Consider the following 22,252-nt stretch of genomic DNA (forward strand, 5'->3'; position numbering starts at 1 on the left):
TCGGCTCTGCCTTGGCCAACATCCTGTGGGTGGTGCTGGTCGGCTGGTGGATGGCACTCGGCTATCTGGGTGCAGGCGTGCTCAACTGCATCACCATCATCGGCATTCCGTTCGGCATCCAGTCGTTCAAAATGGCCAAGCTTGCGCTCTGGCCGTTCGGCGCACAGATCTACAGTTTGTGAATTACTCGAAATCACATACCTACAAAACCAAAGATTGTTGCTGTACCAACGTCTAGTCGTTGGTACAGCAATTACGGCAACATCTCCCCTTACAGGAAGAAGTCGTCAATCTCTGCTTCATTGTGCAATATCTCGGTTTCAGAGACACCAATGAATCTTGCCAAATCAACAGATGCGGCGAAACGTAGCTGTATATTTAAATCAAGATTGAATGCATAAGTCTGCAGCTCCCCTAGTTTCCGGTATTTATCGAGAAGAGTTTCCAATATTTGCGCGTATTGCACGTCGAGATTCGCGACGAACAAGTCCGCTTTGCGCTGATATTCAGCGATGATTGCCCGCTCTCTTGCACTCAATATGTTCTTGCCAAGACCAAGCACATTCGAAGCGACAATTGACCCGATAAGCGCGCCCACAACGGGAACAGGAATAAGCGTCTGACCAATCGCCGCTCCTACCGCCGCGCCGGTAGCATCAAGGGCATTGATAGTTACCAAGCTCAAGAAACCGTCATCATCAATCTCTCCGGAACGGAATTTCATGACAGCATCTATGAGTCCAAAAGTTCCGGACGCTATCGCCCCTGCGCTCGGAGCCGAAAGATGACAGACATTGGTCAATCCATAAATTGCATAGCCCGAAAACCCGCCTTTGAAGGCACCCTCTGCTGTCTTGACGCCTCCTTCCTTCCAATCCTCAGCGGTAAACTGCCATATTTCCTTGCCTTCTTCGTGCTTTTGATACACGAAAATGCCGAAGTTCAATCCACCTTGGATAGCAGCACCCACCCCGGCAGCTTTGTTAGCCTCGCCTAGATTCGGCTGAGCTTTGTGATATGCAGCAGCCTTATCCGTATTGGCCTTATTGGAGATTTCGCTCTTTTGCTCGGATGTCTGCCGTTTAATATTGTCGGTTTCTTCAGTAAAAGTCCGGTCAATCGCTTCTCTTTGGACCTGATCATATTTCAATACCGATGATTGCATCCATTTGTCCCAGGACAGTCCCCGGATGTTACTTTCCTCTTCGATAATCTGCTTAATTTTCTGCACTTGGTTACTGGTTAGCGGTTGTCCGTTGAGAAAGACTTCTTTATCGCCATGCATGACCGCACGAAAAACGTCCATGTGGTCCTTTGAAAACATCATATCCATAGAACGGTATTCCGCAGATGTCTTCAGCTCGTTCATTAGGTTCGCATAGAACTTTACCTGCACTGGCTTGCCGTTAATCAACAAATCAGCAGGACCATTATTATTAAGCGTAATTGTTGATTTTTCCAACCCTTCAAATGCTCGTCTGGCGTTAGCGATTCCCGTCTGCGCGAATTCAGCGATAAATCCATGCATACCATTTTCACCACCACGCCCACTGTTGACAATGTTCATGACATTTTGATTCGCTAAATCAAGGTTCCTTAGCGCATTAGCTTGTCGCTCGGCGAGATCTTTCAGCTGACCTGTTTCATTATTAAGAATCTGTCTCAATGTGTCCATCAGAGTAGACACACGTAGCTGATTCAAATAATCAATATACGCGGCAATGCCCTGAGCAACATTGTTATCGATGGCGTGCTTGTCAGCAGTATTCTTGTCAGTCATCGAGTTCCAGTTCCTTGTTAATCATTTGCGCTAAGGTGAGCGTCATATTGACCAGTAATCCCGCCTGCATTTTCTCTTCGTGGGAGAACTGGCTGTAATCGGCGCCTGTCACCGCAGCATTCGCACGCTGTACACCATCTATCTGAGTTTGCGTTGCCTCAGTCAATGCCGCGACTTCGGCATTCTTCACATTGAATTTGCGAATTAATACTTCCACATTCTGGCGCTCAAGCAAAAGCTTGTCAGCAGTTTCTTTGTTTTTATGATTATATAAAACTTGATATAGAAAATCCGATTATCCGCATAAATACAGCATTTAAGGGCTGTTCATCACTTGAAAAAATAAGTGTTTTACCACGAATTTACCATAATTGAATATGAGTCTTGATATGACGAAATATAAAGGGAGATTGCACGTATAATAAAACCGCGTATCTCCCTTTAACAAACTATCTAAAGTTTTCTACATTTATAACTCTGGAAAAACAATCGCACAAATTCATGTTGTGAGTGACCATGATTATAGTAATGCCCTTTTCATTTAATTCTTTCAAAAGTTTCATCACTATCAATTCGTTCTCTTTATCAAGTCCAGAAGTTGGTTCATCAGCTAATATAATCTGACTTCCTTGCAAAATCAATTTAATAATTGCAATTCGCTGTTGCTCTCCACCGCTTAACTGATATACTTTTTTGTTAAGCATGTCACTTAGCTCAAATTGCTTTAAATACTTATTGATTAGTTTCAGTTTTTCTTCTTTTTTTACTTTTTTATATTCAAGAGCTAATTTTAAATTCCACAACACGCTTTCATCTTCTATTAGTCCATAATTTTGAAATAGATAGCCTATTGTATATCTTCTCAAAATCATAGCATTTTTACCGTTCATGGACAAATTTTTATGACTATCAATAGTGATTGTTCCCTCGGATATATCAGTAATCAATCCTATTATATTTAAAAGTGTCGTTTTACCTGCCCCGCTTTTCCCTACAAGCCCCACAAATTCGCCTTTTTCTATTTCTAAAGATAAATTTTCAAATAGAACCTGATTTTTCCCATATTCTTTTTTGACGTTCTTTAATGTAATCAATGACATACTTATGCCCCCTTTTCAATCTCATATAAAGCGTTTGAGATATAAATTCTATAAAGCAATTCGCAGAATATGTAGTCAATAAGTATAATCGCAAAAAGGCAAGCAAAATAATAATTTATAGCAGTTAATACGCCTGATATAATTATTTCGATTCCCCAAAAAATATACCGATTTTTCAGTGTCCTAAAATGAGAGAATCCTAAAATCTCTTTTGCCGCATATCTCTTTCGATTTACAAAAATGTCCACATAATTTGAAATATACAAAATAAACAGTAAAGACACTATAAAGACAATCGTAAACATAGTGAGTGTTTTAAGAACGAATGTCACATTTTCAAGTTGCATTAAATAAGGTGTAAGTAATGTTCCAGCTGTAACTAATTGCTCTAAATCATATTCTGATAACAAAGAAGAAAAATCTTCTCTTGACTCCATTTGAAAAAATAAACACCTTGTATTTAAAGAATCCAAATAGTAAAGTCCTGCAAAATTGCCCGTATCAACAATGATAACAGGATTAGCCATATCCGAAAAACCATTTTCTGTATTGACTTTTATCGTAGAATCATCGTCTATATAAACAACATTAAATTTATCAATAGTTTTTTCTTCTCCCGGTATTCCATAAAATTGATTGTAATTCATCAATCGGAAATATTCTTGCTTAATATATTCGCTAATAGAATTTTCATCATTCTTATATTTATGTGGAACTAATACTGTTGGTTCACTAAATATATCTTCTCCCAATGGTTTTCCACTGAGCTGGATATTTGAAAATTCATTCAGATAATTTCTATTTGCAATAACAAGCTGTTGTTCATAATAGGGGCGTGATGTCTGCAAACCACCGTCTGTCCTAAAATCACATAGTAGTGAATGGTTATGATTATACATCTCTAATGTTTGTTCAGAATATTTTTCTAATATGTCTGTGTTTGCTAACGCATAATCATACTCCGATGAATTAAAACCATTAGCGGTATAATATCCGTCCAGATACTTATAATCTAAAACAGCTTGTTGGCTTTGTCTAAATGAGTTCCCCTGATTCAGCAATGAAATAATAGTGATAGCGATTATTACCGAAAAAATTATTTTTATAGCCTGAACTACAATATTTGTGCCGCTATTTAAAGTCTTATTTTTTATCATTGCCTCTAAAGAAACAAACTTAATTAAAATACTTGTAATTAAAACACAAAGTATATTTATAGCTAAAACACCAATAAAGAACAGTACACTTGTTGCTAAATAAGAAAAATCATATCTGTTTGTTAATGCGTAATATAAATTTAGCAAGAACAGTAATACTAAACATATTACAGCAAAATATTTTATTACACTGGTAATTTGCTCCTTTAAAATATGTATAGTAGAAAAGCCCATGCTTTTTTTAATACCTATTTTTTTCAAACTATAAGACGTATAAATACAGTATATGATTTGAAGTACAATAAATAAGATTACAAAATTCAGAAGATTCAATTCTAATACCATACTATACGGAATAGCGTCATTTTCAAAGTTATTTATTGCGACGGACAGTTGAGAAGCTATCTCTTTAATTGCGTTAGCTGGTAAATCTGTATAGAATACACCAACACTATCTAAAAAATCTTCCTTTTGCAATTCATGATATTGAAACAAAATAGAGGAAGATATAGGCTGTTTTTGTGTAAACTCATTTAATGGATAGCAATATAAATCATAAACAGATTTATCTGTGGAAGTGAGCGTATTGTTAATGAGTTCTAATTTATTTTGAGAATATTCTTCTGTAAATATTGTATAAAATTTGTCGAGAATTTCTGGCGATGTTTCTTCTAAAACATACCCTTTTAAATTCTCAGTAGCAATGTTATTCTTTTCATAAATGTTGTAAATAGAAGTATTAAAAATATATGCAAAGAGTATGACTTCAAGGAAAATAAAAATCTTTAAAAATTTTTTCATAACATACGCCCCTTTCTTTGAAGAAATGTATAAAATAGGGCGGGACAAATAGCCCCGCCCTAGGTGTTTGAACTATTTTACTTAATATGGATAATAATCATAATAAGATGTTTCGTTCGCCCACCAAACTCTCTTTGCATCTTTGTAAGCGTAGTTTGACTTGAATCCACTGGTATATGTATCTCCGCCGACCTTTACAGTTGCCTTTACCATGTAGTTGCGACTAATACCTGCTTTACGCCCAATTTCGGAATATACAATGGTGTCTGTTTGCCCTCCATTGTAGTACAAATCTCCACCCGCTACATCAATAGCCCACGCTGTAAGTGGAGCGCCGACAACCATAACTGCTGCTACAAGACCAACTACTTTCGTTCTCAACTTCTTTGCTCTCATTCGATAAACCTCCTTTCTCTTTTTTACTTTTTGATAGTTTTATGTCACGTACTGTTTTTACTAACCTCAACATAACATATATTTCATTAAATGTCAAGTTATTTTTGTTTCTATTTTATATATGACCTCTTTGTTGCTATCATATTTTGTGCATAATGCACAAAATCAAAGTGCCAATATTAGTGCTTTCCACGATTGTACTTTTACAATGAAAAGACGAAGTACCTGTGATAAATTCATTGCTCTAAAATTATTAGAGAAACTATACAATATAGCTATCCTTTTTTCTCTTGTCTGCCATAAACAGAAAAGAAAAAGCCCTGTCAAGAGCCTGCCACTTCTTTAGAAGTGGTGCTTGCACTCTTGATCTGGGCTTTTTGTTTGCTGTATCTTTTTGCAAGAGGAAAAAGGCTACTCGTCCCCGTTGTCAAAATGGCTGTCCTTTAAGACTTCCCGCAACAGCTCCATATCTTCTTTTGAGTTGGGATTTATCCTCTTTACAACCTGATAAGGTGTACCGTACTTGTGTCCGTCTGTGCTTTCCCCGAACATATCCATGCTGTATAAATCATCATAACGGTCTAATACTTTCTGAAATTTCAAGTGCTGGATAAATGTTTTGATAGGGTAAAGGTCGGACGCTTGTATGTCCTCTCCCTTGATATAGTCTGTGATGTATTTCCGCAACTGCTCCAACTCATACTCTAGCCATTCTTCTTCACTGTCAAAGAAGTTATCATAGTGTCCGTGTTTCAGTTCTGCATTTAGGCGTTCTTCCGTCCGTAAAAACTTGCATACCTCTTTTTCCGCCTGTTGGACAAACTTCCATTCTCCCGACAACAATTCATTCGGTGTTACTTCCAGTACGTCCATTATCTTTTCCAGCGTGTCAAAGGTGGGATAGTTTACCCCTCGTTCAATCTTAGAAAGGCTCTGCATATTGATACCGATGGCGTCCGCAAGCTCCTGCTGTTTCATTTTCCTGTGTTTTCTTATGGTCTGTATGTTCTCCCCTAAAAAATTTATTTTCTTTGTGTCATGCTCCATAACTTCTTATATCTTTTCCTTTCCCGGCTTTTTCGTTCCTTTATAAGCCTATCATACTTATTATAGCCGAAAAAGTCAAGAAAAAGTTCTTGACAAGTAATTCTAACGGCGTTATTATCATGGAGGATATAGTGATTAAGCACAATGAGGTCAATCACACGCTTGAGTAGGCATAGAAAAGAGTTATTTTCGCTTTGATAGCATGAATAGGCATGGACTATCCGACCGAAAACGGTGTTTCTTCCTGTGCCTGCCCCGTTTAGCCACGAGCCTCCCAAAGGCTCGTGAGCGTTAAGAACGGGGCTGGTGCAGGAAGAAAAGGAACGCCGTAGGCGTTCCGTACAGGGCGTATATGTAACACCGCCCTGCGCATACATGTCATAGTACCTAGAAACTGTGATAAATAAAGGACAAAACACGATTTTTACCCCGCAAAAAAACGGGGAGTACGAAAGGAGTAATGCACTATCGCAACACATGAAAATTTATCCGTCAAGATTGATTACATCAGCATTGTCTTTGATACGGCAACGGCAGAAGATGTGATACGGCACATTTTATGCTTGCCGACCGATATTTTTAATGTCTATCCTGCAACGGTCAAATTTAAGACGTATCAGGCGCGTTGGGAAATCGGAGATATTTATGTATCGGGCGACGCAAAAAAGACAGAGGACAACCCACAAGGGCTGGGCTGTTATCTCGTGATGACAGGCAGGGGGTGTGATGATATTTTCCGTATCCTCGATAACAACGGCTTGACCTTTGGGGATATGTTCGGACGCTGTGAAAGGAGATATGGGGCTGGAAACTACCATTTCACAAGGCTGGACGTTGCCATTGACGACAGGAACGAAACGCCGTTCTTTACCATAGAGCAGATAAAGAAGAAATGTGAAAAAGAGGAATTTATCGCCAACAGTGAGGGCTACCATTTTGACGAGAGCAAGTTTGATGATTTTGACACCGCAAAGACCGTCTATATCGGGGCTGGAAAATCGGGGCTTTCCTACCGCTTTTATGACAAGGACAAGGAAGTGTGCGGCAAATACAACAGGACGCTTGATGAAGTCGGGAGTTGGAAACGGACGGAAATGCAACTGCGTGATGAAAAGGCTCATGCCTTTGCTATGGCATTTCAGGCAAGACCGCTGGAGATTGGGGAACTGGCTTTCGGACTGCTGGCGGACAACCTGCGTTTTGTCGTAGCAAACAGGAATGAGAGCAACAAGAGCAGGTGGAAAACGTGCCGTTTCTGGCAACGCTTTTTAGGGGCTGTGGAACTTTTAAAACTCCATGTACCCACACCGCATAATTCCCTTGAAGAAACGCAACAGTGGCTTACAGAGGGTGGTGTCATATCCGCTGTCAAAGGCTTTTACTTCCTCGAATCCCATGACGCTTTAGGTGGGCTGGAACGTGTCGGGGATATGGTAGATAAGGCAAGGTACAGCACTTCCCTTTCCAGCAAGCTGACCGCCCATTTACAGCGGATAGACAGGACAGAATTGATACCCTACGTCCAGTATGACACAAAGAACAGGTAGGGGGGTGGCATGATGAACGAAAAGATTGATATTCCTGTATGGGAAAAATACACCCTTACCATTGAGGAAGCGTCAAGATACTTCACAATCGGACAGAACAAGCTACGCCGATTGGTAGAAGAAAACCGACACGGCGACTGGTATGTGATGAACGGCAACCGTATCTTGATTAAGAAAAAACAGTTTGAGAAATTTATGGATAAAACAGACGCAATCTAATGCAAAAGAGCCTTAAGCAATTATAAACGCTCGTTAAATGCGTCATTCCGCATTGCCATAGCGGACGACCTCGTGAGGAAGAACCCCTTTGATTTCAAGCTGAATGAGGTCATAGAGGACGACAGGACACCACGGCAGGCATTGACCGAGGAACAGGAAGAAAGGCTCTTGTCCTTTGCCAGCAGGGACAGGGTATATAAAAAGTATTATGACGCAATCGTAATACTGTTAAAGACAGGGCTTCGTATCTCGGAACTGTGCGGACTGACAAGGCAGGATATAGACTTTGAAAACGGCGTTATCCATGTAGACCACCAGCTATTATCCAGCAAGGAAACGGGCTATTATATCGAAACACCAAAGACAAAAAGCGGTGTGCGTGATGTTCCCATGAGTGAGGAAGTGAAACAGGCATTTGAGCGTGTCATGGCAAACAAGGCAAAGGCAGAGCCGACAGAGATAGACGGGTACAGTGGTTTCCTCTTTCTGAACGGGAAAGGCTTTCCTATGACGAATGCCTATTATACTTCTACTTTCGCTAATCTGAGAAAGAAATATAACAAGAGCCATGAGGACAGCTTACCAAAGATAACGCCCCATATCCTGCGTCATACGTTCTGTACCAGACTTGCGAACAGGAACATGAACCCTAAGAGTTTACAGTATATCATGGGACACGCAAACATCAGTATCACGCTGAACCTGTACGCCCATGCGTCCATAGAGAACGTCAAGGCAGAATTAAGAAGCATGATAGCTTAAAGTTTTACCACGATATTTACCACGATTGACCGTGAGAAAACGTGATGAAACGTAGCTGTTTGGAAGTATCAGCCGAAAAGAGAAATGCCCGTAAAGCTGATAAAATAAGGCTTTGCGGACATTTAAGAAGATATGAAAAGATAATCAAAAATTTATATTAAGTTTCGCATAAATACCAGAACCAATTGCCGCAGCGCCCGCCACGCCAGCGATGGTCCATCCAACCGGACCAGCCAAGCCCAGGAACGCGGTTCCGGCTGACATGCCACCGCCACCTGCAGCCAATGCACCGCCACCAAGCCAAGCCAGAGCAGCACTATTTGCTGCAGCTCCGGATAATGCAGAAATGGCAGTACCGGTCGAAGCTACACCGAAGGTGGTGGCCACACCCATTGCAGCCGTAGGTCCCATGGTTGCTACTGCGATTCCCAAAGCACTGAGGGTGGCTCCTGCTCCAGACCCTCCTTCAGCTGCTTTTGCTTGCTTTTCTGCCTCCTTAATCTCATCCTCTTTATTCTCGAACGTCGTTACTTCGGTATTGATCTTATGCAGTTCAACGGCAAATTCTTTTGGCGTATTAGCCAATTGATTGATATGTTGTTCAACATACTTGACATGCACAATAGCGATTTTTCTCAAGTCATACAGCGCTTGCGTACTTTTAGCTAAATCATCCGCTACGTTTTCATAGCGTTCTACGGCATTGTTGTAATCCTCAACAGCCTTAGCTCTTAGTTTGGAATTAAACAAATCGACCTTATCGGCACTATCCTTGACGTTTTTAGCGATTGAGACGGTACCCTTTGCCATGCTGTCAGCCGCTTTGCTTACTTCGCCACTTGCGACGGCCGCAGACTGTGCCACGCTCCCTGCAACAGCTGCCGTCATTTTGCCCGCATCGCCGGCAAGCTTACCCGCATCGTTGGCGATCTTACCTGCCCCTTTGGCAACATCTTTCGTGATTTTTCCCGCTGTGTCACCGATATTTCCGGCTATTTTACCGGCTTGTTTGGTGAAATCATTAAGACCTTTGCCCAAATTATCGAACATGTTGCCCATGGTTGTTGCTCCCCTTTTCACGCACCTGCCATGATGTCCGTCATCGACGGCAAGTGCTTCGTTGCACTTATAGGCCAAGTGTACTCATAATTACGTAGCTGCGGTACATGACCATACATGCACACTGCGTAGTTTGACGGATTCGCGAAGAAGCCCCCATGAATGACCAAAACGTAACTTGCTTACACACACCGTGATTTGACGGATTTGGACGTAAGACCTTATGGTGTGCACACCATGATTCAACGTATCGCATTCAGCAGCAACGGCGTGAACGAACACGCCAAGCGCCAGCAGACGAACCTGCCGGCGATGCTCGAATGCGCCTTCAAACAGGGTTTGCGTACTGCTCAGTTCCAACCAATAACCGGAAACAAGCGCAGCCTGCTCGCTGCCATACAAATCTGATCAGTACACCTCTCATTGGCGCATAGCTGAATCATTGCCGGTGATATCGAGCCGGCTCGTTCGCACCATGCCTCATAAACGCACCTGTACGAGCATGTGTTCTTGGCATCGCCGCAACTCAATGCACCGCAGCAAAACCCATTGCATACCATCACATATTCAGAAAGAACAACAGATCATGAAGTATTTCACTACTGACACGCATTTCGGGCATCCGCTGGTCAGCGTGCTGCGCGGATTCACCACGTTCGACCCTGGGCACACACAGTATGACGCTCTCCTCTCCTCGCAGGGACGCAAGGCCGCCGAGGATTGGGTGAAGGGCGTGGTGCTTGACGATTCCCGGCTCAATTTCCGCAAGGCCGCAGACACCGATGCGCACGATGAAGCAATCGTGGCCAATATCAATCGGATTGTCGGCGAGGACGACGAGCTGTGGATTTTGGGCGATATCGGATACCGAACATCGGTCCGGCATCTGAAGAGCTGCCTGCGTCAGCTGCGCTGCAGGCATCTGCACGCGGTTATCGGCAATCACGATGACTGGTGGCTGGACGATGCACCCGCGCGAGATCTGTTCGAATCGATTGAGCCGAACAGCACGGCGGAGCTGACCGGTCTCGGAATTGGCCGCCCGCAGGCGACGGAGACCGTCAATCTATCGCATTTCCCCTACCGTGAGGATCTTGCCTATGGCTGGCCGGATGATGCCGTACGTTTCCGCGATCAGGCATTGCCGTTCGACGGACATCGTCTGCTGTATGGTCACACGCACCAGCTGTCTCCGGAGGGCGCACGCCACGAAGCCCTCAACGTTGGACTGGACGCATGGAATCTGCAACCGGTAAGCGAAACACAGATTGCCGACTGGTTCCATGCACACGCGACCGATTCAACGCACGTATCACCGCTGGATATGCCCGACTCCCCCGGGCCGGCGCCCATTGACTCCGCCGCACAGCAGGAACCAGGCGGCTCGGTTTCGGCAGCCGAATCATAATACAAGCAATATTGGGGCGAGCAGAACCTTATGCCATCGCTGGCACCTGTCTCGCCCCACAGCACAACGAAAGGAGCTTGGCTATGGCAAAGCTCATTATTCTGCGAGGACTGCCCGCTTCGGGCAAGTCCACGTGGGCACGCTCATGGTGTGAGGACCCCGCCAACACGTGGCCGCATTGCGTGATTTCTCTCGATGACATTCGGCTCATGATCGCCGGCTCGGCACAGGTCCGAAACCGACTGCAATCCGAGCACGGCAAGCGATTCAATGACATGGTGGTTGCCATGGGACGGCACATGATTGCCGACGCATTGGATGCGGGGTGGGATGTGGTGGCGGATGCGCAACACGCTAATCCCCGGTATGCAGCCGAACTGGCGCTACTCGCTCAACGTCATGGCGCACTGTGGGAAACGAGGGATTTTGACGTTCCTCTAGACGAATTGTTGCGTCGCAATGCGGCGCGTGATACCGCTGACCGTGTTCCGGAAGATTACATTCGTTCGTCCTGGAAGCATTTTCACACCGCGATGTTCCGCCCGTTGGAACCGGGCGATCCGAATGGAAACCTGTTGGAGCGTATGCGCGCGGACCCTTACGTTCGGGTTATTCCGGTGCGCGGCGAAACAGACGTGTATGCGTGCAATTTCACTGCAGAGGCATTTCGTGAACATCGGTGGACGGATCGCACCATCAATGCGCGAGGGCTTTTTGTCGGCGGCAACGGTCAGGTGGTGCAACGCGGGTTCGAGAAGTTCTTTGCTGTGGACGAGACGGAGGAGACATCGTTCGCCCAAGTCGTCAATCACGCTCAAGAACATCCAGAGTCGTTGCCCGTGCGCGTTGAGCGCAAGGAGAACGGATTTCTCGGGCTCGTGGGCGCGGCGGGAACTCCTGGATTGTTCCGCTTCTGGTCGAAGTCGGGGCAAACGGATTATTCCGCGCTTATCGAGCGCCTGTTTCCTTCAGATTCAGCGGTACGTGCCGAATTGTGGCGTATGTTGCATGAGTGGAATGTCACGGCGGCGTTTGAAGTCATCGATCGCGAGTCCGACCGGCACATCGTTGGATACGAATCATCCGGGCTGCGCTTGCTGCATCTGATTCGTAATGCCGAATCGTTCTCCATCGATGCCGCTCACGAGGAAACGTTCACTCTTGCCGGCGGCTTCGTGCGGCCGGAAACGGTGGCGATCCGCCATTCGCCGGAAGAAGTCGCCCAGGCAATCGGCGAAGCCAAGGCAAGCCCGCGTGAAGGCGTGGTGCTATATTTTGCCGACGGTTGGATGGTGAAGGTGAAGTCAGACCGGTACAAGTTGGTCAAGGCGATGCGCCCTCTTATGCAACGCGTGCTGCTGCGTGGTCGTTCCTTCAACAAGTCCGGCGACATTGCCGATTTGGCTCGCCGTATCATCGATTACGCACACGAACACCACATCGACCTGGCCTACGAGCGGCAGGCATTCGGCGAGCGCGATATCGATATGACCAAGGTCAACGACATCGTGGACCACGTGCGGTAACTGCTGAGTTCTAGCGCAATATCTTCTGACCAACGTATGTATCACGAAAGCATGTGTCGTGAAAGCATGTATTGCGCTAGAACCAAATCATTCTCGTTGAGGCCGGATAATGAATCTCTATGCTTTGAACATGACGCACCATATGCCGGCATTTCCTTGCGCGAACAACTGTTCATTACGAACATTGTACTGATGCCGTTACAGAACAGAAGAGGGTGCTGTCCTACTTTGCTGACGACGTTGCATTGAAGCTCGACTCATGCCATGTGTTCTACACTCCGAACGTGGGGATCCGAGGCGTATCCAGCTACGAGCACAGCTTCGATTTCCTGTTCCAGCGTAGCGCCAACCATCCGACCCGGTTCTGCCAGGCACCGAACCGATTCGACAAGGACGCCGTGAAAGACATCATGTTCGGTTGGGATGACACGAAGAAGGATCCCAAGCGCAGGGATTCCCGGCTGATAGTCATCGGCGACGACCGGCAGACGCCGTTGCAGCGCGGCGCGCTCACCGCGTTCCGCAACTACGGTGTGACCGTTATCCCCTACTCCAAATTGGAAGAGCGGGCTCCCGTGGAACTCGCCGCGTAGCTTCCGAGCCATATAAGGACTCATCCCGACGACTCACCGCGAGCACCGGGATGAGTCCTTGGTTCTTGTGTTTCGCTATATGATCTTGTGTTTCGCTATATGATTGAGTCATGTCGGACGACAATGTCCGGCACGAAGAGAGACCCATCATGAAAAAGGCAATCGCACTGCTTGTTGCGGCGATGTTGCTTACCGGCCTGTCCGCTTGCGGGGGAAGCACTACGGCCGATGCGCCGGCCAAATCCGATGGCACGTCAAAGACCGAGACCAATAAGGAAGAACCCAAACCCCAGCCGGCCGATCTGACCGGCACATGGAAGCAGACCAATTCCAACGACCCGAGCTCATACATGGAAGCTACCATCAGCGGCGACACCATCGAGGTCAACTGGATCGGCACCGACACCAAGAGCCTCTACTGGAAGGGCACCTATCAGGCACCGGCCGCAGCCGGCGATTGGAAATGGACCAGCCAGGGCGACACCGAGACCATGGCCAGCGCGCTCCTCGCCTCGCAGGATGCCACCAAGGACTTCACCTACAGTGAGGCGGACGGCGTGAGCTGGGAGACCACCGCGCTCGGTACCACCATCACCGTCAAGACGGTCAAGCAATAAATCCCGTGTCGGGCGGATCAAGCCCTAAACACGAAACCGCCCCGGTCACTCTGCGAGCGCCGGGGCGATTCTGTTCCTGGATAAGGGTTATTTGATTCCGTTGGCCTTCATGTAGGCTTTCATGGTTTCGTAGCATTGTGCGGTTTGGAGTGCGTCGTCTGCCGCGCGATGGCTTTCCGTTTGTGCGATGCCGAATCGGCGGATGATGTCGACAAGGCGGTGTTTCGGCTCTTCTGGGTAGAGGGCGCGGTCCAGTGGCAGGGTGTCGATGGTTTTGTTGCCGATGTGTCTCATGCCGAGTCTGGTGGTGTTGGCGAGGAGGAAGGCGGCGTCGAATTCGTTGATGTTGTGGCCGATGAGGGTGTCGTTCCCTATGAATCTGATGAAGTCCGGGAGCACTTGGTCTACGGTCGGCTGGTTGCGCAGATCGGCGTCGGTGAGTCCATTGAGACGTGTGATCTCCTCGGGCAGCGGACGTTGTGGGTTGATGAGCTGGCTGTACCGTTTGACCGGTCGGCCGTTCCTGACGCGGATGGCCCCGATCTCCACGATCCTGTCATCGCTTGGCGAGAACCCGGTGGTCTCCAAGTCTATGGAGGTGTAGTTGTCCACCATGAGGTCTTTGGCCTTGACTGGCTTGGACTTCATCTTCGTGACGCTCTTCGGCTTCTTCTTGAATCGCGCCTCCGGGTCGACTTTCCTTGCCGCCATGGCGAATCCGACGGCGAGCGCCACGAGGGCGATGATGGTGACGATGGTGAGAGGCAGACCGCTGTCGCGGTTGTCGTCGAATGGTGCGTAGATGGCGCTTGCGGCGAACAGCGCCGCGAGGATCCAGTAGAGTGTGCGCTTCCTCATGATTGTTCTCCTTCCGCTTCATTGGCCGCGAGTCGTCGTGCCCGTTGTTCGAGGTTGTCGATTTCGGTTTGCAGGTCCGTTATTTTCCGTTTGCGTCGGTCGATGCGTTCCCTGATTTTTTCGACCGAGACCTGTTTCCTGCTGCCGTAGGGGTCTTTGGCGTCGAGTTCGTCGGCTTTGATGCGGGCTTTCTTGATGTAGCTTCTGGATAGCGTCTCGATTGCGGAGAGGGTGGAGTCGATCAGAATGTTCCTTGGCTCGCGGGCTCCGCCGGCGACGCCGAAGTATAGGGCGCGACGCTGGTTCATCCGGTCGAGGAACGACTGGACTTCATGGCATGAGTGAATCAGTGCGCGTGGGCTGTCCACGAATTCCAGATGGCAGAGCAGCACGCAGGCGTAGTTGTGGGCGACGAGCCGGTCAAGTGACTGTTGGAATGAGCGCGTTTTCGAGCCGGTCTTTCTTGGCTTGTCGCATAGGCGCATGGCGGCCTTGGTGATTTCGATATCGGAACGGCCGGTATCTTTCTTGTGCGGTGATGGGCGGCTCATGTCGGTGAGCAGGCAGTTGCCGTGCGATACGGCGTTTCGCATCTTTCTGACGATGAACAGGAGATGCTGATATGGGTGGTTCTCGTTGTGACGGTATCGCCAGTAGGTGTTGAACAGAGTCAGTTGGTCGTTGAATCCCAAGAGTTCCCAGAGGTTCCATAGGGCAAAATCGCCTTGCAGGCCGGTTTTCATGTCGTCGGTGTAGGGATTGTCGTGCATGGTGGGCAGGTTGCCGCTGAAGCACCTTCTGACGCAGATGTCGGCGATATCCGGGTTCTGATCCTTCATGATGAGCTGGTTAAACCTGACCTTGATGGAATGCTCAATGCTGGAGCACATTGACCATACCAGTCGACTGAGTGCGAAATCCACCAGCGAGAGTTCGACCAGATGACCGAAATCAAGGTTGTCGTAAACGTATCCTCCGGATTCGTCGATGGTTTTCCGGTAGTTGTTCTCGTAGGATTTGATCTTGAAGAAGTACGAGTTGTTCGAGAGGAACCTTCGGGCTTTCTCTTCGTCCATCAGGTCGAAGGTGACGCCATGCGAGACGAGGGTGTTTATCTGCTCATCCGGCGTCGCTCGTTGCTTCATCTTCACCTCTCAGAATAAAAAAACGGCGGCCGATGAATTCGACCGCCGTTCCGAGACGCCTCGGCGAACCAAGGCTTCTCTACGTTGTATGCCATACAATAGCCGCAATCTCCGGACTTTTCAATGATAATCAGCCGTGCGCCCAAGTCTTTCCGTTGGTTCTACGGCGTGTCGCTGGCATGCGGCGCGATGTGCCTCATCCTCGCCATCGGCGGACGGACCATCGCCGCCGGGGTCTTCGGAGCCGCCGCCGGGGTCTTCGGCTACCTCGCGGGAGGAGAACGATGACCGAACGTTTCCTGAGCCTCAAGGAGGTCGGCGAGCGCCTCGGCGTGAAGAATCCAGCCGCGAAGGGCTACAACCTGCCGGAGCCGGATGCGCTGATCGGCGCGACGCGCGGCTGGCTGCCGGAGACCATCGACCGGTGGAACGCGGCGCGTCCCGGCCGCGGGGTCGGTGGCGGCAGACCGCGCAAACATCCCGAGGAGTAAGCGAAAGCCCCCGGTCGCTCGTCTGCGAGCGCCGGGGCGATTCTGTTGGCTGGGTGGAGGTTATCTGATGCCGTTGGCTTCGTGCCGTTGGAAGGCTTTTTGCATGTCTTTGTCAGTAAAGGGTTCGCCGATTGTCATGGATGCCTTTTGCATGAATAGCGTGTATTTCATCCAGTGGATGCTTCTGCCCAGCTTTGCGATCATCATGACAAGTGCATATATGGAGATGGCTGTGGATAGTCCCGGGCGCGACGGCCAGAGGCAGAGGGATGCCAGCGGGAGCACCGCCGTGATGGCTGTCCATGCGATGATGCTGACCCAGTTTCTGGATAGTTCGTCGTGATATCGGTCACGCGCGATTTGCATGTAGCGTGATTCCGATTGGTAGGACATGGAACAGATGAATGTCACTGCCGCCATGACGAGACCAGAGAGGGTGGATAGCGCCACGAAGAGGTTCTGCGAGACGTTGTCGTCCGGTACCGGTCTCCCGGAGATTGCCCAGATGATGATTGGGATGGCGGGGGCGAGCATGTCGACGCTCGGATGTGCGGCTAATGCGTCGCCGAGCGTCGATTTTCTGCTCATGTCATGCTCCTCGCGATATTTCGTATAGGTAAGTTTGCTTTTCGGTGCAGACTTTTACGAGGTGGTCTATGAGGTTGGTGAATTGTCTTGGCTCGTTTTCGCCGATGATGATGTCCTCCTGTTCCACGACGGGATGACTGACGAGGTTGAGTTCGAGGAGTTTGCCTGCGAGGTCGGTGCCGCTGACCTGCATTTGCTTGTTCTGTTTTACGGCGAATGCGACCAGGTCGCTCACCGTGCCTTTGAGTTTGCGTCCCGCACTGGGGAAGAAGCCGTCTTTCGGTATGGAGACTTTGATTTCCACGTCGAGGTCGGTTCCGATCGCATCGGCCATTTCGCGATAGAATTCGCCTGTCTTGCCGCCCTCCTGCGCCGTCGAGTCCAGGTATCGTCTTGTTGTGAATCCGGCGGTGAATGACGACAGTTCTTTGAGCTCCCTTTCGAAACGTTCGATGCTGTCCACCGTTACCACGGGCTGTACGTCCCATTCGAATTCCCCTCCGGGAGACCAATAATGGTCAAGCGCTTTTTTCAGCGGTTCGGAGCTTTTGCCGGCGGAGCCGCTGATTCTTCCGATGAGCGCGTATTCGGGAAAGAACGCGAATGCCGACGATTTGGCCAGATCGCCCCTTTCCCCCGCCAGGTAATTATCCATGTAATCCGTTACACGTTCGTTCTCGCGGTCGATGTATTGCATGAAGGTTGGGTCGAATTGTTCGGATACGCTGAGAATGGGATATTCTTTCCCCAGGATGGCGTCATATCTGATGCCATCAATGGCTTTCTCCTGCCATTTCATGGAATCCAGATCGGCGAGTCGGCTTTCCCAGTCCACATCCTCCACAGGCCTGTATGATACGGCCTCGCGGGATCTTAAGCGGAGCCAGTAGAAAGCGACTGTGCGCTGTATCGTTTTGGGCATCATGCCTCCCAACCTCGTTGTTCTCTCGGCCGTCTCTTTGCGGCTCTATGGAGATTCTACAGGCGGATCCGTGGTTCCGTGTTTTTCTCTATCTCAAACTTGACGTTATGCGCATTATGCGTATAATAGAGGGTATGAGGTTCAAGGAGATCGAGAAGCGCCTGCTGGCCGACGGCTGGGTGCTCAAGTCGCAGCGCGGTAGCCACCGCCAATACGTGCATCCCGTGAAGCCTGGCAAGGTCACGCTGCCGAACCATACGGGCGATCTGGACCCACGAACCGTGAAGAGCATATGGAAACAGGCCGGAATCAACGAACGGAGGACGAAATGAAGCTGGTCTACCCGATCATCCTCTACCCGATGGAGGAGCATGAGGGCGGCTACACCGTCGAGGTGCCCGACCTGCCCGGCTGCGTCACCGAGGGGCATGATCTCGCCGACGCGCTGGATATGGCGCGTGACGCGGCGAGTGGCTGGATCCTCGACGAGATGGAGGACGGGCGCGCCGTGCCGCATGCCAGCAACATCACCGACGTGAAGCCCGACGAACCGGACGGCATCGTCAGCCTCATCTCGCTGGATATGGACGCCTATGCCGAGAAGTACGGCAGCAAGGCGGTGCGCAAGAACGTGACCATCCCCGCATGGCTCGACACATTCGGCGAGCGCAACAACATCAACTATTCGCAGGTGCTGCGCGAAGGGCTCGAAAGCCGCTACCGCGCCCTGCAGGATGCCTGACTGCCATACGCCGAAAGCCCCGGCGCTCACACTTGCGAGCGCCGGGGCTTTCGTTTGTTCGCCTTATGCGGTCTCCTCGATGATTTCGGCTTCGATGATTTCGGTGTCGTCGTGGAGGTCGGGGATGGCCTGGTCGAGCAGGGCGGCGAGTGATGCCGTGTCCCTGTGGGTGTAGTGGTTGGTCATCGTGATGCTGGTGTGGCCCATGATGGCGGTGCGTGCGTCGTCGGGCATGTTGGCGCGGGCTGTCATGCTGGCGGTCCAGTGGCGTGCGCTGTGGATGGCGACCGGCGGGAGGCTGGCGGCTTTCAAGGCCTTGTTCCAGTTGTAGCGTTCGGTGCTGCTGCGCACGGGGTTGCCTCGTGAGTTGGTGAATATGAGGTCGCGTGGCCTATGCCGAGTCGTTTGATGCGCGCCCACAATCGCTGCCACAGGCTCGTGGATATGGGTACGAACCGGTGGGCGGCGTGGGTTTTGGGTGTGGTGAGCCACAGGATGCCGTACAGGTGCTCGGCTTTGAGCCAGGCGGGTATCACGGCGTCCTCCGGTTTGCCGTATTGCTGGATCTGCTGCTGCACGTTGATGCCGGGCACGCCGTCGCGTTGCTCCAGCTCGTAGGGCATGAGCGCGTATCGTTCGCCTTCCCTCATGCCGGCGGCGAACGCGAGTTCGAACAGCAGCATCCAGGATTCGTCCACGTCCACGGTCAGGGCCGGGCCGCGGCGTTTCGCGCCGCGGTTGGGCACGGCCTCGATCAACTGTTTCGGCTGGTCGGGTGAGAGGATCCTGGTCTCGGTGGGCTCCACCCTTGGCGGCTTGACCCTGCGGCATGGATCCACGGGGATGAGCTCCTCGAGCTCCGCCTGGTCAAGCATCATCTTCAGGCTCACGAAGTGGTCCTTGAGCGTGGAGGGAGCGAGCCGCTTGGAGAGCACGCGCATGCACTTGCGGATATGGTCAGGTGTCAGGTCCGTGAGGCGGATACAGCCGATGACCTCCATGCACGCGTGGATCCTGCCGGCGCGTGTGCGGTATGTGGTGGGTTTGACGTTGAGCCGGTATTCCTCCAGCCAGCGCTCCGCGTAGTCCTTCAGGTACGGGCTCTTGGCTCCGGGCAACAGGCCGGTGCGCTCCATCTCGGCGACCTTCGCGCCGAACCGTTCGCGGGCATCGGCCTTGGTGCGGCCGCTCGCCGCTATGAACCGTCGTTTGCCGGTGGCGGGATCCCGGCCGATTTCGCGGCGGAACTCCCATCGTCCATCCGCGCGGTGGATGATGCCGCCCGCGCCCTTCGTGCGCCGCGAACGTCCGCCCGTCTTCCGTGTGGTCTTCGCCGTCATGGTGTTCTCCTTGTGTCCGAGAGCACTCAATGAGCGTCCACGCACATGGCGAGAACCGTTACGGCGAGCGCACTCCGGGGTTTTCCGGAATTACACTCTATTTACACTCTATCGCCGCGTAAAACGGCGGAATACGTGCGTAAAACGGCGGTTTTCCGCGAATCGAAAAACGGCGCGATTCCAACGTTCCGACACCCCGGAACCCTTGGAATCACGCCGTTTTCTAGGGTCTGAAGACCCTACTTGGAAACGTTGAACTTGAATTCGACGATGTCGCCGTCCTGCATGACGTAGTCGCGGCCTTCCTGACGGAGCTTGCCTTCCTCCTTGATCTTCGTCATGGAGCCTTCGGCGGCAACGAAATCGTCATAGGAGACGATATCGGCCTTGATGAAGCCCTTTTCGAAGTCGGTGTGGATCACGCCGGCGGCCTGCGGGGCGGTGTAGCCCTTGTGGATCTGCCATGCGCGCACTTCCTTCTCGCCTGCGGTGAGGAAGGTGGACAGACCGAGCGTGTCGTAGCCGACGCGTGCCAGCTGGTCGAGGCCGGATTCCTCAAGGCCGGCGTCGGCGAGCATTTCGCGCGCGTCGTCCTCGTCGAGTTCGGTCAGGTCGGCTTCGAATTGCGCGTTGAGGAAGATGGCCGGAGCCGGAGCCACGGAGGCGGCGAGCTTGGTCTTGAGATCCTGGTTCTGCAGTTCGGAATCGTCCACGTTGAACACGTAGATGAACGGCTTGGCGCTCATCAGGTGCAGGTCGTAGACGGAGTCCTTGTCGAAGCGGCCTTCGCGGGCGGCCTTGTCGATGGTCTCACCGGCTTCGAGGATCTCCTTGGCCTGCTTGACGGCGTCCATGTAGGCCGGCTCGATCTTCTTGCCGCGCAGATCCTTCTCCAGCTTCGGCAGCGCGTTCTCGATGGTCTGCAGGTCGGCGAGGATGAGCTCGGTGTTGATGGTGTCGATGTCGTCGGCCGGATCGACCTTGCCGTTGACGTGGACGATGTCGTCGTCTTCGAAGGCGCGTACGACCTCGCAGATCGCGTCGGCCTCGCGGATGTTGGCGAGGAACTTGTTGCCCAGGCCTTCGCCTTCGGAGGCGCCCTTGACGATGCCTGCGATGTCGACGAAGGTGACGGTGGCCGGCACGATCTTCTCCGTGTGCACGAGCTTGGCAAGCACCGGCAGACGGTCATCCGGCAATGGCACGATGCCGGTGTTCGGTTCGATGGTGGCGAACGGATAGTTTTCCGCCAGTACGTTGTTACGGGTCAATGCGTTGAACATGGTGGACTTGCCGACGTTCGGCAGTCCGACGATTCCGATAGTAAGAGACATGGTTCCTTAGTTTAGTATTAGGCTTCGATGGCGTCGACCGCTTTGATCACGGCACCACGGAACGCGCTTTCCTCCAACGATGCGACACCCTTGATGGTGGTGCCTCCTGGAGAGCAGACAGCGTCTTTCATGGCACCCGGATGCGTTTCGTTGGCCAGGTACAGTGCGCCGACGCCTTCCACCATCTTTGCGGCCAGACGGTAGGCGGTGGCGCGTTGCAGACCGTATTTCACGCCCGCGTCGCCGAGCGCCTCGATGTACATGTCGGTGAATGCGGGCGCGCAGCCGGCGATGCACATGCCGATGCCCATATGCGCGGAGTCGACGCGTTCGATGAGGCTGATCGATGAGAACAGCTTTTCGAACGTCTCGTTTTGCGCGTCGGTCAGCGTGTTGTCGGTTTCCGTGACGAGCACGCCTTTGCCGACGGCCATCGGCGTGTTCGGAATGGTGCACTGGATGTGCATCGCGCCGAAATCGGCGCCGAACAGTTCACGGTATTTGGCGAGATCCCAGCCTGCCGCAATGGATACGACGAATGTGCTTTCGTTGGCGAGCGCGCCGGCGATTGGTTTGATGACGCTTTCGATCTGGTACGGTTTGATGGCGATGATGACAACGTCGGCCGCGTCTGCGACTTCGGCAGCGGTGCGCAGCGGTGTGGCACCAACCTTCGCCGTGGTTTTCTCCAGTTTGTCGTAATGCGCGGCGCACGCCACGATGTCAGTACCGTCGATTGCACCTGCCGCGACAAGTCCTTCGGCAATGGCCTGTGCCATGTTGCCGTATCCGATGAATCCGATGGTTGGGTTGGACATGG

26 protein-coding genes and 1 pseudogene are annotated in these 22,252 nt (G+C 50.6%); 12 read left to right on the forward strand and 15 right to left on the reverse strand.

Annotation, left to right across the window (positions count from 1 at the left end):
* A partial coding sequence (locus KSX58_RS06570) for a YccF domain-containing protein (RefSeq protein WP_303246165.1) occupies window positions 1-182 on the forward strand: 182 nt, incomplete at its 5' end.
* A gap of 89 nt (window positions 183-271) precedes the next feature.
* On the opposite strand, the gene KSX58_RS06575 is transcribed toward KSX58_RS06570, so the two are convergent.
* The 6 genes from KSX58_RS06575 to KSX58_RS06600 form a co-directional block, all read right to left on the reverse strand.
* On the reverse strand, window positions 272-1,780 hold the full coding sequence (locus tag KSX58_RS06575; RefSeq protein ID WP_003808824.1) for a hypothetical protein: 1,509 nt from the start codon (window positions 1,778-1,780) through the stop codon (window positions 272-274).
* On the reverse strand, window positions 1,773-2,015 hold the full coding sequence (locus KSX58_RS06580) for a hypothetical protein (protein ID WP_237976461.1): 243 nt from the start codon (window positions 2,013-2,015) through the stop codon (window positions 1,773-1,775). The genes KSX58_RS06575 and KSX58_RS06580 overlap by 8 nt, the downstream gene beginning before the upstream one ends.
* Window positions 2,016-2,229: 214 nt before the next feature.
* A complete protein-coding gene (locus KSX58_RS06585) occupies window positions 2,230-2,880 on the reverse strand; it encodes an ATP-binding cassette domain-containing protein (RefSeq protein WP_009243732.1) in 651 nt (216 codons plus the stop codon).
* 2 nt (window positions 2,881-2,882) lie between these two features.
* Window positions 2,883-4,838 (reverse strand): hypothetical protein, encoded by a 1,956-nt coding sequence (locus KSX58_RS06590; RefSeq protein ID WP_101629281.1) that lies wholly within the window; start codon window positions 4,836-4,838, stop codon window positions 2,883-2,885.
* A gap of 81 nt (window positions 4,839-4,919) precedes the next feature.
* A complete protein-coding gene (locus tag KSX58_RS06595) occupies window positions 4,920-5,234 on the reverse strand; it encodes a hypothetical protein (protein ID WP_009243730.1) in 315 nt (104 codons plus the stop codon).
* Between the two features lie 411 nt (window positions 5,235-5,645).
* Window positions 5,646-6,281 carry a helix-turn-helix domain-containing protein gene (locus KSX58_RS06600; RefSeq protein ID WP_101629280.1) on the reverse strand — a complete coding sequence of 212 codons (636 nt, stop codon included), beginning with the start codon at window positions 6,279-6,281 and terminating at the stop codon, window positions 5,646-5,648.
* Window positions 6,282-6,778: 497 nt separating this feature from the next.
* On the opposite strand from KSX58_RS06600, the gene KSX58_RS06605 reads away from it, so the two are divergent.
* From KSX58_RS06605 to KSX58_RS06615, 3 genes and pseudogenes are all read left to right on the forward strand, one after another.
* Complete coding sequence (locus KSX58_RS06605) at window positions 6,779-7,828, forward strand: replication initiation factor domain-containing protein (protein ID WP_257963366.1); 1,050 nt, start codon at window positions 6,779-6,781, stop codon at window positions 7,826-7,828.
* 12 nt (window positions 7,829-7,840) lie between these two features.
* Window positions 7,841-8,047 carry an excisionase gene (locus KSX58_RS06610; protein ID WP_101629282.1) on the forward strand — a complete coding sequence of 69 codons (207 nt, stop codon included), beginning with the start codon at window positions 7,841-7,843 and terminating at the stop codon, window positions 8,045-8,047.
* Window positions 8,048-8,053: 6 nt separating this feature from the next.
* Window positions 8,054-8,809, forward strand: a pseudogene (locus KSX58_RS06615) (site-specific integrase); the annotation flags it as partial.
* A 144-nt stretch (window positions 8,810-8,953) separates the two neighbouring features.
* Here the strand turns inward: KSX58_RS06615 and KSX58_RS06620 are convergent.
* Window positions 8,954-9,868, reverse strand: a complete 915-nt coding sequence (locus tag KSX58_RS06620; protein ID WP_254882486.1) for a hypothetical protein — start codon at window positions 9,866-9,868, stop codon at window positions 8,954-8,956.
* 237 nt (window positions 9,869-10,105) lie between these two features.
* Between KSX58_RS06620 and KSX58_RS06625 the strand changes: the two genes are divergently transcribed.
* From KSX58_RS06625 to KSX58_RS06645, 5 genes are all read left to right on the forward strand, one after another.
* Window positions 10,106-10,276, forward strand: a complete 171-nt coding sequence (locus KSX58_RS06625; protein ID WP_003808818.1) for a hypothetical protein — start codon at window positions 10,106-10,108, stop codon at window positions 10,274-10,276.
* Between the two features lie 178 nt (window positions 10,277-10,454).
* Complete coding sequence (locus KSX58_RS06630) at window positions 10,455-11,276, forward strand: phosphoesterase (RefSeq protein WP_033499145.1); 822 nt, start codon at window positions 10,455-10,457, stop codon at window positions 11,274-11,276.
* Between the two features lie 83 nt (window positions 11,277-11,359).
* Window positions 11,360-12,802 (forward strand): RNA ligase, encoded by a 1,443-nt coding sequence (locus KSX58_RS06635; RefSeq protein WP_003808815.1) that lies wholly within the window; start codon window positions 11,360-11,362, stop codon window positions 12,800-12,802.
* A gap of 245 nt (window positions 12,803-13,047) precedes the next feature.
* Window positions 13,048-13,395 (forward strand): DUF1829 domain-containing protein, encoded by a 348-nt coding sequence (locus KSX58_RS06640; RefSeq protein ID WP_229026121.1) that lies wholly within the window; start codon window positions 13,048-13,050, stop codon window positions 13,393-13,395.
* A gap of 149 nt (window positions 13,396-13,544) precedes the next feature.
* On the forward strand, window positions 13,545-14,012 hold the full coding sequence (locus KSX58_RS06645) for a hypothetical protein (RefSeq protein WP_033499146.1): 468 nt from the start codon (window positions 13,545-13,547) through the stop codon (window positions 14,010-14,012).
* Between the two features lie 87 nt (window positions 14,013-14,099).
* Here KSX58_RS06645 and KSX58_RS06650 read toward each other — a convergent pair whose 3' ends face one another.
* The gene (locus KSX58_RS06650) at window positions 14,100-14,870 is read right to left on the reverse strand and encodes a PolC-type DNA polymerase III (RefSeq protein ID WP_003808806.1); all 771 of its coding nucleotides are present in this window, start codon (window positions 14,868-14,870) and stop codon (window positions 14,100-14,102) included.
* Window positions 14,867-16,015 (reverse strand): Abi family protein, encoded by a 1,149-nt coding sequence (locus KSX58_RS06655; RefSeq protein WP_217735670.1) that lies wholly within the window; start codon window positions 16,013-16,015, stop codon window positions 14,867-14,869. Before KSX58_RS06655 ends, KSX58_RS06650 begins: the two co-directional genes overlap by 4 nt.
* 284 nt (window positions 16,016-16,299) lie before the next feature.
* Between KSX58_RS06655 and KSX58_RS06660 the strand changes: the two genes are divergently transcribed.
* Window positions 16,300-16,506: a hypothetical protein gene (locus KSX58_RS06660; protein WP_003808800.1), complete on the forward strand. Its 207-nt coding sequence runs from the start codon at window positions 16,300-16,302 to the stop codon at window positions 16,504-16,506.
* A gap of 60 nt (window positions 16,507-16,566) precedes the next feature.
* Here KSX58_RS06660 and KSX58_RS06665 read toward each other — a convergent pair whose 3' ends face one another.
* Together KSX58_RS06665 and KSX58_RS06670 are read right to left on the reverse strand one after the other, a co-directional pair.
* Window positions 16,567-17,094 carry a hypothetical protein gene (locus tag KSX58_RS06665; protein ID WP_003808797.1) on the reverse strand — a complete coding sequence of 176 codons (528 nt, stop codon included), beginning with the start codon at window positions 17,092-17,094 and terminating at the stop codon, window positions 16,567-16,569.
* A gap of 1 nt (window position 17,095) precedes the next feature.
* Window positions 17,096-17,938 (reverse strand): ImpB/MucB/SamB family protein, encoded by an 843-nt coding sequence (locus KSX58_RS06670; protein WP_141730684.1) that lies wholly within the window; start codon window positions 17,936-17,938, stop codon window positions 17,096-17,098.
* A gap of 212 nt (window positions 17,939-18,150) precedes the next feature.
* On the opposite strand from KSX58_RS06670, the gene KSX58_RS06675 reads away from it, so the two are divergent.
* A complete protein-coding gene (locus KSX58_RS06675; protein WP_033499147.1) occupies window positions 18,151-18,348 on the forward strand; it encodes a type II toxin-antitoxin system HicA family toxin in 198 nt (65 codons plus the stop codon).
* On the forward strand, window positions 18,345-18,758 hold the full coding sequence (locus tag KSX58_RS06680) for a type II toxin-antitoxin system HicB family antitoxin (RefSeq protein ID WP_033499148.1): 414 nt from the start codon (window positions 18,345-18,347) through the stop codon (window positions 18,756-18,758). The genes KSX58_RS06675 and KSX58_RS06680 overlap by 4 nt, the downstream gene beginning before the upstream one ends.
* A gap of 63 nt (window positions 18,759-18,821) precedes the next feature.
* On the opposite strand, the gene KSX58_RS10625 is transcribed toward KSX58_RS06680, so the two are convergent.
* The 4 genes from KSX58_RS10625 to proC all read right to left on the reverse strand — a co-directional run bounded on the left by KSX58_RS10625 (window position 18,822) and on the right by proC (window position 22,250).
* Window positions 18,822-19,178 (reverse strand): tyrosine-type recombinase/integrase, encoded by a 357-nt coding sequence (locus KSX58_RS10625; protein WP_237976459.1) that lies wholly within the window; start codon window positions 19,176-19,178, stop codon window positions 18,822-18,824.
* Window positions 19,067-20,098 carry a site-specific integrase gene (locus tag KSX58_RS10630; protein WP_237976458.1) on the reverse strand — a complete coding sequence of 344 codons (1,032 nt, stop codon included), beginning with the start codon at window positions 20,096-20,098 and terminating at the stop codon, window positions 19,067-19,069. Before KSX58_RS10630 ends, KSX58_RS10625 begins: the two co-directional genes overlap by 112 nt.
* A 239-nt stretch (window positions 20,099-20,337) precedes the next feature.
* Window positions 20,338-21,432, reverse strand: coding sequence for a redox-regulated ATPase YchF (gene ychF, locus KSX58_RS06690; protein WP_188015793.1), 1,095 nt, complete (start codon window positions 21,430-21,432; stop codon window positions 20,338-20,340).
* Between the two features lie 17 nt (window positions 21,433-21,449).
* Complete coding sequence (gene proC / locus KSX58_RS06695) at window positions 21,450-22,250, reverse strand: pyrroline-5-carboxylate reductase (RefSeq protein ID WP_011743042.1); 801 nt, start codon at window positions 22,248-22,250, stop codon at window positions 21,450-21,452.
* Between the last annotated feature and the right edge of the window lie 2 nt (window positions 22,251-22,252).

It is taken from the genome of Bifidobacterium sp. MSK.17.10 (assembly GCF_019129655.1).
GTDB classification, from domain to species: domain Bacteria; phylum Actinomycetota; class Actinomycetes; order Actinomycetales; family Bifidobacteriaceae; genus Bifidobacterium; species Bifidobacterium adolescentis.

What these genes read in the sequence shown, in the direction of transcription:
- KSX58_RS06575 (WP_003808824.1), bottom strand. Translation starts at nt 1,780, where the DNA reads ATGACTGACAAGAATACTGCTGACAAGCACGCCATCGATAACAATGTT.
- KSX58_RS06585 (WP_009243732.1), bottom strand. Translation starts at nt 2,880, where the DNA reads ATGTCATTGATTACATTAAAGAACGTCAAAAAAGAATATGGGAAAAAT.
- KSX58_RS06590 (WP_101629281.1), bottom strand. Translation starts at nt 4,838, where the DNA reads ATGAAAAAATTTTTAAAGATTTTTATTTTCCTTGAAGTCATACTCTTT.
- KSX58_RS06595 (WP_009243730.1), bottom strand. Translation starts at nt 5,234, where the DNA reads ATGAGAGCAAAGAAGTTGAGAACGAAAGTAGTTGGTCTTGTAGCAGCA.
- KSX58_RS06600 (WP_101629280.1), bottom strand. Translation starts at nt 6,281, where the DNA reads ATGGAGCATGACACAAAGAAAATAAATTTTTTAGGGGAGAACATACAG.
- KSX58_RS06610 (WP_101629282.1), top strand. Translation starts at nt 7,841, where the DNA reads ATGAACGAAAAGATTGATATTCCTGTATGGGAAAAATACACCCTTACC.
- KSX58_RS06620 (WP_254882486.1), bottom strand. Translation starts at nt 9,868, where the DNA reads ATGGGCAACATGTTCGATAATTTGGGCAAAGGTCTTAATGATTTCACC.
- KSX58_RS06625 (WP_003808818.1), top strand. Translation starts at nt 10,106, where the DNA reads ATGATTCAACGTATCGCATTCAGCAGCAACGGCGTGAACGAACACGCC.
- KSX58_RS06630 (WP_033499145.1), top strand. Translation starts at nt 10,455, where the DNA reads ATGAAGTATTTCACTACTGACACGCATTTCGGGCATCCGCTGGTCAGC.
- KSX58_RS06635 (WP_003808815.1), top strand. Translation starts at nt 11,360, where the DNA reads ATGGCAAAGCTCATTATTCTGCGAGGACTGCCCGCTTCGGGCAAGTCC.
- KSX58_RS06645 (WP_033499146.1), top strand. Translation starts at nt 13,545, where the DNA reads ATGAAAAAGGCAATCGCACTGCTTGTTGCGGCGATGTTGCTTACCGGC.
- KSX58_RS06650 (WP_003808806.1), bottom strand. Translation starts at nt 14,870, where the DNA reads ATGAGGAAGCGCACACTCTACTGGATCCTCGCGGCGCTGTTCGCCGCA.
- KSX58_RS06655 (WP_217735670.1), bottom strand. Translation starts at nt 16,015, where the DNA reads ATGAAGCAACGAGCGACGCCGGATGAGCAGATAAACACCCTCGTCTCG.
- KSX58_RS06660 (WP_003808800.1), top strand. Translation starts at nt 16,300, where the DNA reads ATGACCGAACGTTTCCTGAGCCTCAAGGAGGTCGGCGAGCGCCTCGGC.
- KSX58_RS06665 (WP_003808797.1), bottom strand. Translation starts at nt 17,094, where the DNA reads ATGAGCAGAAAATCGACGCTCGGCGACGCATTAGCCGCACATCCGAGC.
- KSX58_RS06675 (WP_033499147.1), top strand. Translation starts at nt 18,151, where the DNA reads ATGAGGTTCAAGGAGATCGAGAAGCGCCTGCTGGCCGACGGCTGGGTG.
- KSX58_RS06680 (WP_033499148.1), top strand. Translation starts at nt 18,345, where the DNA reads ATGAAGCTGGTCTACCCGATCATCCTCTACCCGATGGAGGAGCATGAG.
- KSX58_RS10630 (WP_237976458.1), bottom strand. Translation starts at nt 20,098, where the DNA reads ATGACGGCGAAGACCACACGGAAGACGGGCGGACGTTCGCGGCGCACG.
- ychF (WP_188015793.1), bottom strand. Translation starts at nt 21,432, where the DNA reads ATGTCTCTTACTATCGGAATCGTCGGACTGCCGAACGTCGGCAAGTCC.
- proC (WP_011743042.1), bottom strand. Translation starts at nt 22,250, where the DNA reads ATGTCCAACCCAACCATCGGATTCATCGGATACGGCAACATGGCACAG.